The sequence below is a fragment of the Haloferax sp. Atlit-48N genome, assembly GCF_003383015.2.
Classification (GTDB): domain Archaea; phylum Halobacteriota; class Halobacteria; order Halobacteriales; family Haloferacaceae; genus Haloferax; species Haloferax volcanii.
Window position 1 is genome coordinate 1,823,053 of sequence record NZ_CP137689.1, and the last position, 12,332, is coordinate 1,835,384.

The 12,332-nt window shown below is 68.8% G+C and carries 15 protein-coding genes; 4 read left to right on the forward strand and 11 right to left on the reverse strand.

All coding sequences use genetic code 11. The annotated features are described in order from the left end of the window. Window positions 1-98: 98 nt before the first annotated feature. The 3 genes from DEQ67_RS09810 (at window position 99) to DEQ67_RS09820 (ending at window position 2,394) form a co-directional block, all read left to right on the forward strand. Complete coding sequence (locus DEQ67_RS09810) at window positions 99-302, forward strand: hypothetical protein (protein WP_004042869.1); 204 nt, start codon at window positions 99-101, stop codon at window positions 300-302. Between the two features lie 154 nt (window positions 303-456). Next, a complete protein-coding gene (locus DEQ67_RS09815; RefSeq protein ID WP_115861769.1) occupies window positions 457-1,551 on the forward strand; it encodes a Gfo/Idh/MocA family protein in 1,095 nt (364 codons plus the stop codon). A 42-nt stretch (window positions 1,552-1,593) separates the two neighbouring features. After that, a complete protein-coding gene (locus DEQ67_RS09820) occupies window positions 1,594-2,394 on the forward strand; it encodes a hypothetical protein (RefSeq protein ID WP_115891497.1) in 801 nt (266 codons plus the stop codon). A gap of 72 nt (window positions 2,395-2,466) precedes the next feature. Here the strand turns inward: DEQ67_RS09820 and trmB are convergent, their stop codons facing one another. Next, window positions 2,467-3,528: an HTH-type sugar sensing transcriptional regulator TrmB gene (gene trmB / locus DEQ67_RS09825; RefSeq protein ID WP_004062257.1), complete on the reverse strand. Its 1,062-nt coding sequence runs from the start codon at window positions 3,526-3,528 to the stop codon at window positions 2,467-2,469. Between the two features lie 325 nt (window positions 3,529-3,853). Here trmB and DEQ67_RS09830 point away from each other — a divergent pair, with 325 nt between their 5' ends. After that, a complete protein-coding gene (locus DEQ67_RS09830) occupies window positions 3,854-5,002 on the forward strand; it encodes a mechanosensitive ion channel family protein (protein WP_115802826.1) in 1,149 nt (382 codons plus the stop codon). Window positions 5,003-5,106: 104 nt separating this feature from the next. Here DEQ67_RS09830 and DEQ67_RS09835 read toward each other — a convergent pair whose 3' ends face one another. From DEQ67_RS09835 to hisD, 10 genes are all read right to left on the reverse strand, one after another. Then, the gene (locus DEQ67_RS09835) at window positions 5,107-5,514 is read right to left on the reverse strand and encodes a universal stress protein (RefSeq protein WP_004042855.1); all 408 of its coding nucleotides are present in this window, start codon (window positions 5,512-5,514) and stop codon (window positions 5,107-5,109) included. A gap of 84 nt (window positions 5,515-5,598) precedes the next feature. Next, window positions 5,599-6,978, reverse strand: coding sequence for a bifunctional metallophosphatase/5'-nucleotidase (locus DEQ67_RS09840; protein ID WP_115861773.1), 1,380 nt, complete (start codon window positions 6,976-6,978; stop codon window positions 5,599-5,601). Between the two features lie 127 nt (window positions 6,979-7,105). After that, window positions 7,106-7,318, reverse strand: coding sequence for a dodecin (locus DEQ67_RS09845; RefSeq protein WP_004062268.1), 213 nt, complete (start codon window positions 7,316-7,318; stop codon window positions 7,106-7,108). 93 nt (window positions 7,319-7,411) lie between these two features. Continuing rightward, the gene (locus tag DEQ67_RS09850; RefSeq protein ID WP_004042849.1) at window positions 7,412-8,209 is read right to left on the reverse strand and encodes a helix-turn-helix transcriptional regulator; all 798 of its coding nucleotides are present in this window, start codon (window positions 8,207-8,209) and stop codon (window positions 7,412-7,414) included. 100 nt (window positions 8,210-8,309) lie between these two features. After that, a complete protein-coding gene (locus tag DEQ67_RS09855; RefSeq protein ID WP_006601505.1) occupies window positions 8,310-8,969 on the reverse strand; it encodes a hypothetical protein in 660 nt (219 codons plus the stop codon). Then, a complete protein-coding gene (locus tag DEQ67_RS09860; RefSeq protein ID WP_004062278.1) occupies window positions 8,966-9,709 on the reverse strand; it encodes a hypothetical protein in 744 nt (247 codons plus the stop codon). The genes DEQ67_RS09855 and DEQ67_RS09860 overlap by 4 nt, the downstream gene beginning before the upstream one ends. Before the next feature lie 56 nt (window positions 9,710-9,765). Next, a complete protein-coding gene (locus DEQ67_RS09865) occupies window positions 9,766-10,110 on the reverse strand; it encodes a DUF7116 family protein (RefSeq protein WP_013035460.1) in 345 nt (114 codons plus the stop codon). A gap of 88 nt (window positions 10,111-10,198) precedes the next feature. Beyond that, entirely contained in the window at window positions 10,199-10,447 is a 249-nt protein-coding gene (locus DEQ67_RS09870) for a DUF5816 domain-containing protein (RefSeq protein WP_004042840.1), read from the reverse strand. A 39-nt stretch (window positions 10,448-10,486) separates the two neighbouring features. Continuing rightward, window positions 10,487-10,852, reverse strand: coding sequence for a HesB/IscA family protein (locus DEQ67_RS09875; RefSeq protein ID WP_004062279.1), 366 nt, complete (start codon window positions 10,850-10,852; stop codon window positions 10,487-10,489). A 96-nt stretch (window positions 10,853-10,948) separates the two neighbouring features. Then, the gene (gene hisD, locus DEQ67_RS09880; RefSeq protein ID WP_188148685.1) at window positions 10,949-12,229 is read right to left on the reverse strand and encodes a histidinol dehydrogenase; all 1,281 of its coding nucleotides are present in this window, start codon (window positions 12,227-12,229) and stop codon (window positions 10,949-10,951) included. Between the last annotated feature and the right edge of the window lie 103 nt (window positions 12,230-12,332).

A 12,332-nucleotide genomic window follows, 5' to 3' on the forward strand; every position in this document is an offset into this window, starting at 1 on the left:
CCGCTCCCGGGGCTCCCGGGTTCGTCGCCGTCCCGCCTCCGACTCGCACAGCCCGCACAACGCGCACCGAACCAACCCACAGCACACTCACCCACACAATGGTCAACGAACTCGGCCTGTTCTACCTCGGCGGGATGACCGTCCTGTTTTTCTTCTGGGCCTACGGCATCGTCTCGTTCCTGCTCGACCTGAAGAACAAGTTCATCCCGAAGGGCAAGCAGTACCTCCGCGGGCGACGCCGCCTCAAGGAAGAAAAACGCCGCGAGGAAGAACGCAAAGAGCGAGAAGAACAGCTCTACTGACCCGACTCGACCCGTGTTGCTCGCCTCACCCCGCCTCTATTGCGTGCCACCCGTCACAGTGAAAACGCTCTCTGACCGGGGTCTCGCGGTCGATTCTGGCAAATCAGCCCAAAGAACGTGAAACTTAACACCACCAGTAGTTAATCATCGAATCATGAGTACCGAATCATCCGTCCGGGTCGGCATCGTCGGCCTCGGCAACATCGGACACCACCACGCGGACCGCCTCGTCGACCTCGGCGCGACCCTCGTCGGCGGCCTCGACATTCAGGCGGACGCCCGTCGCCGCTTCGCGGAGAAGTACGACGTGAACACCTACGAGGAGAAGTCGGAACTGTTCGAGGAAGTCGACGCGGTCATCATCACCACGCCGAACCGCTTCCACGAGGAGTACGCCGTCGCCGCGCTCGACGCCGGCCTCGACGTGCTGCTCGAAAAGCCGCTGGCGCACTCGCTCGAATCCGCCGAGCGAATCGCCGCGGCGGCCGAAGACGCCGACGGCTTCTGCATGGTCGGCTTCAACAACCGCTTTGCCAACCCCGTCGAGGTCGTCCGCCACCACTACGAGGAGGGCCGCTTCGGGGACGTGACCCACGTCGAGGCCAACTACGTCCGCCGCCGCGGCATCCCCGGGCGCGGGTCGTGGTTCACCTCGAAGGAAATCGCCGGCGGCGGGTCGCTCATCGACATCGGCGTCCACGCCATCGACCTCGCGCTCTACTTCCTCGACTTCCCCGAGGTCGTCGAGGTCTCCGGCGTCACCCGCTCGGAGTTCGGTGACCGCGACGACTACACCTTCGTCGAGATGTGGGGCGAGGACGTGGGCCCGGAGGCCTTCGACGTGGACGACTCCGCGAGCGCCTTCATCCGCACCGACGAGGGGACGACCATCTCCCTCGAAGTCGCGTGGGCGACGAACCGCCCGACCAACGACGAGTTCTTCCTCCGCGGCACGGAGGGCGGCGTCCGCTTCGACCGCGCGAGCCACGACCTCCAGTTCTACGAGGACGGCGTCGGCGGCGGCAACCACCTCTCGACGACGGACGTGGAGACGCAGGACAACGACACCCACAAGACCGAACAGGAGGCGTTCCTCGCGGCCGTCGCCGAGGGCGAACACCCCGGCCGCAACACGGTCGAACAGGGTCTCGCCGTCCAGCGCGTCATCGACGCCATCTACCGCTCGTCGGAGACGGGCGAGGCGGTCCGCCTCGGCGCGGCCGAGACCGAGACGCCCCCGGCGAACTGACCACCGCGAACGCACACCCCTCACAGCCCCACTGTTCACACCATGTCCGTCATCGACTCACTCAGGCGACCGGAACACACCGGCGAGAACCGCTGTCTCCCGTGTACCGCCGTCAACGTCGCACTCGTCGTCGTCGTCGGTCTCGCGGTCAGCGTGCTCTCGCCGGTCGCCGGTCTCCTCGTCCTCGTCGGCGGCGCGCTGTCGGTGTACCTCCGGGGCTACGTCGTCCCCGGTACGCCCTCGTTCGCGCCGCGGTTGGTCGCGGCGGCCGGCCTCGCCGGCGTCTTCGACCACGGCGGCGAAGGGTCGACCTCGGACCGCCGCTCGGAGTCGCTCGACGCCGACGTCGACCCCGACGCGATGCTGTCGGCGCTCCTGAACGCGGGCGTCCTCGTCGAAGAAGCAGACGGCCTGTTCCTCACTGACGACGCCCGCGAGGAGTGGGAGTCGACGATGGCGACGCTCCGGAAGACCACCGACGAGGAACTCGCCGAGGCGGTCGCCAACGCGGTCCCGTTCGAGGCGACCGTCGACGCCGAGTTCGACGGCATCTCGCTGGACGGCCCCTCGATGTCCGTGTGGATTTCCCGGCCGCAGGCCATCGCGGACGTGGCGACGCTCTACGCGGTCGTCGAGCGCGGGGTCGACCCGACGGTCGCGCTCGCGGCCACAGAGCCGATGCGGATGTTCGTCGAGGTCTGTCCGGACTGCGGCGGCCCGGTCGAGGAGACGACGACGCGCAACTGCTGCGGCGGCACCGCGGGGCTGTACGACTCGCCGGACCACGAGGTGCTCGGCTGTGCGGACTGCGGCGCGGTGGTCTACGAGTTCCCCGACGAGTAGCCGGTGGCCGGCGAGGCGAGGGGGCCCGAAAAGCTGCGTGCGGCGATGCGTGCGGTGACTGACGCTGCGAGTTCAGACGATTTCGTCGCGGTTCGGAACCTCGTCGCGGCCGAGCAGAATCTCCTGTCCTTCCACGTCTTCGAGCGCGGCGACCAGCCCGCCGACCTCGACGACGCCCTCCTCGGTCTCGATGTGGAGCGACGCGACCTCCTCCGTGTCCTCGAACGCCGTCTCGATGACGCGGCCTTCGACCACGATGGGGTCGCCCGTCTCGATGTCGCGGCCGGAGACGGAGGCGTAGAAGTCGCCGTCTATCTCGCGGATGTCCTTGACGGCCCGGCGGATAGAGGCGTAGCGCCGCGGGAACGGCCGGCGCTTGCCGTTGGCGACGATGGTCTCGGCGGTGCTCCAGAGGACGGTCCCGAAGAACCCGCTGACGAGGAAGCCGAGCGCGGAGCGGTTGAAGATGACGCCGTAGCGGTCGCGGTCGTCGCGGAGGGCGTCCTGGGTCGCGTAGATGGAGTACTCGCCGTCAGCGACCGCGAGGACGGGCGAGGTGATGCCGCGGCGGGCGCGGGCGATGGTCGCCACGTCGAGGTAGTTGAACTCCTCGGGGTCGGGCGCGCGGGAGGCGGGCGTCACGAGCAGGTCGATGCTGACGCCGCTGTCGATGGCCGCCGCGAGGTCGTCGCGGAAGCGACGGAGCAGGTCGGGCGTCAACGAGAGCACGAGTTCGTACTCCGCGGCCTCGATAATCTCCTCGATGTAGCGGAGGATGGTCGACCGCGACTTGACGAGCGAGACGGCCTCGGTGTCGCGGGCGGGGGCGGTGTAGCGCGCCTCCAGTTCCTCGATGAGTTCCTCCAGCGAGGTCTTGACGTTCGCGAAGGCGTCGTCGGGGTCGACGGCGACGATTTTCATCGGGCGCGACTCGCGGAGTTCGACGAGGCCGCGGTCCGACAGGCTTCGGACCGTGTCGTACACCCGCGGCTGGGGGATGCTGGTTCGGTCCGCGATTTCGCTCGCCGTCAACTGTCCGTGTTCGAGAACGGCCAGATACGCGTCTATCTCGTACTCGCCGAGGTTGAAGCGCTCACCGACTCGCTCCATGGTGAGCCGCAGTTCGTCAGCCATGCTCGTGACGTGTACGGCATCACCTAAATCATTTACTGAAATCCGAGTAGCACGAAATTCCGAAAACAAGTGGCACAACTGATGGCAGGGCGGCCGGCGAGCGTCGCGGGACGGCAGGGCGACGGGTGGAGCAGAGCGGAGCGGGGTGGAGCGAGTCGAATCAGGCGAAGCGGGACGAATCGGGACAAACGGGACGAAGCGCGGCGAGGCGGGCGGTCGTCGCGTCGGCCGTGCGGATACTGCGACGGCCCGACACGTAGCCGTTCACCGCGACCGAACCCCCGGAGTAACAACCCTTTTTTCGCCGCTCCCCGTTGCGGGTTCCATGCACGGAGTCGAGGGGGTTGCCGACGCGTCGGCCGCGGTCGGCGGGGTATCGACTGCGGGGAGCCACCTCGCGGTCGCCCCGCTCCAGTCGACGGCGCTCACGCCGCCGCCGTTCGTGCCGGACTACTTCCTGTTTCCGGGGTGGCGCATCGCCGTCGCCCTCGTCATCGTCGCCCTGTCGGTCGGGCTCTCGAAGTACATCGTCCGCCTGCTCGGCCGGCCGGTCGCCCGACAGTTCCGCCGGCAGAGCGTCGCCCAGACGGTGCTCCGAATCGTCCGCCTCTCTATCGTCCTCGTCGGCGTCGGCGTCGGCGCGAACGTCCTCGGCCTCGAACTCGGCGACATCGTCCTCTCGGTGACGGTGTTTTCGGCGGTGCTCGGTATCGTTCTCGCGCCCATCGTCGGGAGCATCATCAACGGGGTGTTCGTCCTCTCGGACCAGCCGTTCGAAATCGGCGACATGATAGAACTCGACGACGGCACGAAGGGCTTCATCGACGAGATTACCCTGAGCTACACGAAGATATTCACCCTCGACAACACCTTTCTCGTGATGTCGAACTCGAACATCCGCGACCGCGACGTCATCAACTACTCCGCGGAAGACGAGCGGACCCGTCTGTCGCTCGACGTGCTCGTCACCTACGAGTCCGACATCGACGCCGCCCGCGACCTCGTCGAGCGCGCCGCCCGCGACTGCGACGCGGTGGTCGAAGGCGGCCCCGACATCCGCATCGGGAGCGCCCGCTACCCGGCGAAGCCGACCGCCTACATCAACTCCTACGCCGACAACGGCGTCCTCCTGCGCCTCCGCTACTGGGCGCTGAAACCGTACAAAATCGGCCGCATCCAGTCGGAGGTCCAGACGCGGCTCTGGACGCTCGTCGAGGAGTCCGACGCGACCGTCGAGTTCGCCTACCCGCACACGCACCTCGTCTTCGACGAGACCAGCGGGAGCCTCCACGTCACCGGCGACGAGGCCGCGAACCGGCGTCACGCCACCGCGTCGCCGGCTCCGGGAGCGCCCGTCCAGTCGGTCTCCGACGGGGAGGGCGGCGAAGCCCCGGTCGATGCGGCTGATTCGGCCGACGCGACCGACGCCCCGGACTCGGCGGACGCGGAGTCAGCGGACACCGCCGAGAACTGACGGGGAACGGCGAACGCAGTCGAAGCTGGTCGCATCGAAAACGGGGAAACCCGAACTCGAATCCGAGTCCGAACTCGAACCGAACCGGTCCGTGCGCCGCCGGCTCAGTCGTCGGCGCGGACGGTGATGACCGTGCAGTCGAGCTTTTCGCGGAGGAACACGTCGATGTCGGGGTCGTCGAGGAACCGGCGGAGCATCCGCCGCCAGCGGCTCGCCTGTTTCGACCCGATGACGACGATGTCGGCCTCCTCGGCGGCGACCTCTTCGAGAATCGTCTCCTCGACGAGGAATCCCCGACGGACGACGTAGCGCGCGCGGACGAGCGGCCCGAACTCGGCTTCGACTGCCCGCTTGAGTTCGGTCCGCGTCACGCCGCGGTTCGACTGGTAGAGGTCGACGTGGAGGACCGTCAGCTCGGCGTCGCGCTCGCGCGAGACGCGGACGGCCTCTTCGAGCGTCGCCCGGGAGTGCTTCGAGAGCGGGTACCGAACCGGGACCACGACCCGTGTCATACTCCGAGACCACTCGCCGGGCGTGCGTGAACCTTTCCCTCTCCGACGGCCGCGTCGCCGTTGCTCACGCTCTTTCCGTCTCCGTCAGTCGTCGGCGCGGGTGGCCGACCGGCGCTCGATGCGCCCCTCGACGGCGGCGTCGAAGCCGACCTCGCGGGCGTAGCGCGCCAGCGCGTCGTGTTGAATCTCGAACTCGCCGCCCCGGTGGGCCTGCGTGATGGCCGGGAACTCCTGTGTGCTGTGGAGCAGGTAGTCGCTCGTGGCGACGGTGTAGCGCGCCTCCGGGTCGAGTGGCTCGCCGCCGACGAACGCCTCGACGACCTCGTTTCGGTCGTCGTCCCAGACGATGCGCGCGCCGCTGACGTGGGCGTGCCACCAGTCCGGTTCCCCGAAGCCCATCTCGGCACCGCGGGCGGCTCCGAACGCCGCTAAGAGCTCCGTGCCGGTCACGTCGGCGACGACGAGGTGCTCCTCGAAGGGGACGAGGCTCACGAGGTCGGCGTGGGTTATCTCGGGGCCGACGGGCGGGCCGGAGCGGATGCCGCCGCTGTTCTGGAGTCCCACGTCCGCGCCGGTCGCCCAGCGGTAGGCGTCGGCGATGGCGTTGCCGACGCGGCACTCGCCGGCCGCGACGGTCTCCTCGGCGCGGTCCATCGGGCGGTCGATGCGGCAGAGCACCTCGTCGAGTCCGGCGGCGTCGACCCGGCCCTCCAGCGCCGCGACGAGTTCCGCGTCGGGCCGGTACTCGGCGGTCCGGTGACGGACCGTCTCGATTCGGTCGGCGGCGACGCGGACCTCCCAGACGACGTGGCCGTTCGCGCCGGGGCGGACGATTGGCACGCCGTCGACCACGTCGTCGCGCTCGGCGTGGACGTGGCCGCCGAGGACGAGGTCCACGTCGCACCGGGCGACCAGTTCGTCGTCGCCGCTCCCGAGGTGCGAGAGCGCGACGACGAGGTCCGCGCCGTCGTCCCTGAGGGCGTCGGCCGCGGCCGAGGCGGCCGGGTAGGGGTCCGCGAAGTCGAGGTCGGTCGCCTCGGGGTTGATGGTGCCGGTCGCGGGGTCGGTGACGCCGAAGAAGCCGAGCGTCAGCCCGTCCACCTCGCGGGTCGTTCGCGGGACGCTCCCCTCGGCGGCGGCGAACCGACCGCCGTCCTCGCCGCGGACGTTGCTCGTGACCCACGTCGGCCGGCTCGCGGCGACGAGTTCGCGGGTCCGGCTCGGCCCGTAGTCGAAGTCGTGGTTGCCGAACGTTTCGAGGTCGGCGTCCACGGCGTCGTAGAAGTCGAGCGCCTGCCCGCCGCGCTCGACGAGCGAGAGGACGCCCGGCGCGGTGTTGTCGCCGGAGCCGACCACGAGGGTGTCGTCGCCGTCGAGGGCGCGGACACAGCCCGCGAGGCGGCCGGCGCGCTCGGAGTCGTCGAAGACGTTCTCGATGTCGGAGTAGTGGAGGAGCCGAGGCATTCGCTTCTCGAATGTGGCGGCGCGGGCGGATAAGAAGCCGTCGGGACGACCCGCGGGCGGGTGAGACGGCGCGGAACCGGCGCGAACCGGGGCAGCCGCCAGCGCCTCGACGCGGGCGAGTTCGCCGCTACTCGTCGTCTTTCGCTTCGAGTTCGAACGCGACTTCGACTTCGGCTTGGTACTCTCGCGTCTCGACGGACGCGAGTTCGACGCCGAGTTCCTTTACTTCGACCCAGTGGACGCCCGCGAGCGTCTCCTCCGCGCGGTTAATCGCGTCGTCGACGGCGGCGTCGAAACTCTCTGCACTCCGACCGACGAGGGTGATTTTCTTGAACACCATCTCGTCGGACCCTTCGTCGTACTATCACAAATAATCGTCCCCGATTCGGCGGCGGTGGGCGGGCGGATCATCTCGCATCGCGCTGTCGCGGGCTCACTCGTCGGGCCGATACGGGCGCGCGGTCTCGGCGCGCGCCGCGACGAGTCTGCGACCCCACGCCACGGCCGAGGGCTCGTAGCTCACGACTAGCGCCTCCGGAGCGCCCATGTGGTCGTAGACGACGAGCGTGACGGAGGCCGTCGTCGGTCGGTCCATGACCACGACGCCGAACGTCGGGTCCTCGTCGACCGCGGCCACGCGGACGCCGGCGTCGACCATGGCGTCGAGGTCGTCGGGATAGCGGTTCGAGAGCCAGTCGAGCGACTCCGCGGAGAGGACGAGCGTGACGCTGTCGCCGAGCCGGGTGAGCTGCTCGCGCGCCTCGGGCCAGTTACTGAACAGAAACGGGCCGTTGAAGCCGGCGAGCTCCGTCACCTCGTTGATATCGAAATCGAGCGGTGCGCGCCGTTCCATCTCCGAGAGGTCGCCGGTACAGACGACCGCCTCGCGGAACAGCGAGGGCGGCGGCTCGACCGACTCGGGGAGGTGGTCGAGCACGGGTACCGCACCGAGCACGTTCGCCATCGCCCGAATCGCTTCGTCGTGTGTCTCCAGCGCGACTCGACCCGCGCTCGTGGCGACGAACCTGCCGTTCGACCGCTCGACGAGGCCGAGCCCGACGAGTCGCTCGACGCCGCGGTCGACGGTGGACCGAGAGACCGAGAGCGTGCGGACCAGTTCGGCCTTCGAAAGTGACTCCGTCGAGAGCGCTTGGAGAATCTGCCGGCGACGGCCGACCGTCTCGAACGCGTCGGCGGCGTCCTCGTCTCCATCACCGATCCAACTCGACATCGGTGTGAACGTCTCAGTCCGTGTACAAATGTATATCGGGATTCGAGAGAAATCGCCTGCTGTCGGCTGATTCTGACGGCCTGGTCCCCGCCGGTTCGTGTCAGCGAGACGCCGTTTCGAACCGCCGCTGCAACGCGCCGACCACGTCCGAGAGGTGGGCGGTCCCCCAGACGGCGACGATGACGCCGCCGACGGCGTCGAACACGAGGTCCAAGAGCGTGTCGTCGAGACCGTACTGCGTCAGCACCGACGCGGTGCCGGCGAGCGAGGCGACCCCGGAGATGGCGAACTCGATGACCTCCCAGAAGACGCCGAACGCGAGGACGAAAAGCAGGATGAAGACGAACATGAACCGCGGCGGCAGGTAGATGTCCGCCGTGTGCTCGTCGACCGCGCGGACGGTCGCGTAGCCGGCGGCCGCGACGACCGACGACGACAGCGCGTGCGTGAGATGGTCCCACCACCAGACGCCCGCGTAGAAACTGGTCTCCGAACCGGGGAAGCCGACCGTCCCGAGCGCGTGGAGGAACGCCGCGGAGGATATCCAGAGCGTCAGCCCGGCGTCCATCGGGATGCGGTAGTCGCGTTCGAGTATCGCCGGCAGATAGGTCACGCCGAGACCGACGAGCGCGTTGACGACGATGCCGAGGTTCCCGCGGTCGAGGCCGATGAAGACGAGACCGACGAGGACGACCTGCATCGCCCGCGAGAGTTGGGACTGCCGTCGCTCGTCGATACGGAGGTGCGAGCGAATCTTCACGGCGACTCACCTCCCTCCGGCGCGCGGGAATCGCCGTCCGTCTCCGCCGCGTCCGACAGCCCGGCTACCTCCGCCGCCTCCGACTCCTCGGCCATCTCCGCCACCTCTTCGGGGAGTCGCTCGCGCGACCCGGCCCGGCGGCGGAAGTAGTACTCGAACAGCAATCCGGCGACGAGTCCGGCGACGGTGGCGGCGACGAAGTCCCACATCAGCCCCGCCTCGACGACGTGCTCGGGCCGCCCGTTCAACAGCAGGCGCGTCCCGAGGTAGAGGTCCGAGAGCCACTGGACGACCGCCCAGACGCCCGCGGCGGCCATCGTGGCGATGACGACGAAGAAGACGGCGAAGGAGTGGTTCATCCGGACCGGCGTGAACACGTCGAGTTCGACGGCGACGATGAGCGCGATGGCGGCCACCGCGAGATACGTCGACACGCGCCCGGTGAACGTCACGCCGCCGATGGTCTGGCCCCGAACGAGGACGCGGGCCACGAGCGGGAACGAGGCGAGCGCGACGACCTCCCACGGCAGCATCGCTCGCGGTTCGCGGAAGGCGACGGCCGGGACGACGGTGACCGCGGCCACGACGGCCGCGAACCCGCCCCAGACGAGGTCGCCGCCGGTGACGACGCTCCCGACGGCGACGGCGACGAGGAAGCCGACGAACAGCCACGCGAGCGCCGCGTTGAGCCGTCTGCTCCGGACGAATCGCGCCAACTCCGTCTGTGCGGCCTGCGACATGCTCGTCCGTTAGCGACGGGCTGAGAAAACGTTTGGGCGAAACCGCCCCGTTTCGATTACGTGTTCGTGCCGTGAACGACCTCGTAGTCGTTCCCACCACCGTTCGACACGCCGATGATTGCCCACTCGTATGGAAGGTCGATACCGCGAAGCCGCTCTCGAAGCGCGCTGATGTGGTCGTCCCACGTCACGAAGCAGCGGAACCGATACGGTGTCTCGGTGCCGCCGTCTGCGAGCACCGGACGGCATTCGGTCGCTTCGCGCGAACTCAGTGCGGTCACGTGGACCGTACGCCACTTGCGTTCGGCCAGCATATCGGGTCCGTCCCCCGAGACGGAGTAGCCGAGCCGGCCGAATATCGACCGAGCCTCCTGAACAGGAGGCATCGAAGCCTGGGCCATGCACGTCTACGTACACCCGCACTCCTGATAAAGATTGTCACGCTATACCATACCAATAATTGATGAACGGTCGCGCCGAGACGCCCGGCTACTCGTGAGCGGCGTCCCACTCCTCGGGTTTGCGGACGTTCCCGCAGTTGTTGCACTCGATGCGGGCCATCGTGTCCATCGCGGTGTCGAACGAGTCGCAGTTGCCGCAGAGATAGCCCCATCGGTTCTCGGCGTCCTCGGTCGAATAGACGACGTAGAACGGTCCCTTCGAGCCGCGTTCGGGCTCGTCGGTGGCGACGAAGACGGTCTTACCGCTCGATACGGTCTGGGTCTGGAGTTCGGCCATGCCACCGATTCGCGCGCGGGTGGCTTAAGAAATTGGTCCCTACGTCCGGAACGACTCGCCGCAGCCGCAGCTGCTCTCGGCGTTCGGGTTGTTGACGTGGAAGCCCGCGCCTTGCAGGCCGCCCTCGAAGTCGAGGGTCGAACCGCCGATGTAGTTCATGCTCGCGGGGTCGACGAACACGCGGAGGCCGTGCTGTTCGACGACTGTGTCGTCGTCTTCCGGTTCGTTGTCGAAGCGCATCCCGTAGGACAGTCCGGCGCAGCCGCCCTGCTGGACGAACAGCCGGAGTCCGGCCACGTCGGTGTCCATCGACTCCCCTTCGAGGAGGGAGACGGCTTCGTCCGCGGCCGCGGGCGTGACCGTGACCGCCACATCGCCGCCGCCACTCGCGGATTCCGTGCTCATACGTCCCACTATACTGTGGGAACGGATAACTGTGGCGCAGGCGGAACTTCGCGCGCCGTCCCGGTAGGCTGTGGCTACCCGGTGGAACGCCTCAGTTCACTCTTCGAACCGCTCGCGGACGCTCTGGGCGTGGGCGTCGAGGCCCTCCGCCTCCGCGAGCGTCGTAATCGTCTCGGAAAGCTCCGACAGCCCGTCGCGGTCGAGGCGCTGGACCGTCGTCGAGCGGACGAAGTGGTCCACCGAGAGGCCGCCCTGTCGCTTCGCGCCGCCGCCGGTCGGAAGGACGTGGTTCGTCCCGGAGGCGTAGTCGCCGGCCGCGACGGGCGTGTACGGCCCGAGGAAGACGCTCCCCGCGGAGTCGATGCGGTCCAACAGCGCCTCGTCGTCGTCGGCCTGAATCGTCAGGTGCTCGGCGGCGTACTCCTCGGCGAACAGCACCGCCTCGGACATCGACCGCGCGAGGAGGACGCCCGACGCGTCGCCTTCGAGCGCAGCCTCGATGGTCTCCGCGCGCTCGCGCTCGCCCGCCTGTCGCTCGACCTCCGCGACGACATCGGCGGCGAGGTCGGCGTCGTCGGTGACGGCGACGACCGACGCGTTCGGGTCGTGTTCGGCCTGCGCGACGAGGTCGGCGGCGACGAACCGCGCCTCGGCCGTCTCGTCGGCCACGACGAGCACCTCGGAGGGACCGGCGAGGAAGTCGATGTCAACGTCGCCGCGGACCTCGGCCTTCGCCGCGGTGACCCACTTGTTGCCCGGGCCGACGACCTTCTGGACGGCCTTCACCGTCTCCGTGCCGTAGGCGAGCGCGGCGATGCCCTGCGCGCCGCCGACCGAGTAGACCGCGTCCGCGCCCGCGACGTGCATCGCGGCGAGCGTGACGGGGTTCATCGGCTCCGCGGGCGGCGTGGCGACCGCGACGTGTTCGACGCCCGCGACCTTCGCGGGGATGACGCCCATGAGGACGCTCGACGGGTAGGCGGCGGTGCCGCCGGGGGCGTAGACGCCCACCCGGTCGAGCGGCCGGTAGCGACGCCCGAGTTCGCGGGTGCCGTCGTCACCGAACTCCTCGCGCCAGTCAGCGGGGACCTGTTTTTCGTGGAACGCGCGGACGTTCGCCGCGGCGGCCTCGATGGCCTCGCGCACGTCGTCGTCGAGTTCGTCGTAGGCGCGCTCGGCGGCGTCGGTCACGTCGATGTTGCCGACCTGGACGCCGTCGAACTCGTTTGAGAACTCCCGGACCGCAACGTCGCCCTCTCGGCGGACGCGCTCGACGATGTCGCGCACGTCGGACTGGGCCTCCCCGACGCCGGCGTCCCGCTCGAAGAAGGCGCGGCGGGCGTCGGTGCCGAGGTCGGCCAGTTCGCGAACCTCGATGTTCATACCCCGGCTTTGCGGCCGGCGCGAAAAGTCGTTGCGGAAGCGGTGGGGCCGGCGGTCGGCGGCCGTCCGGTCCTCCGGACAGTCGCGGAGCTAATCC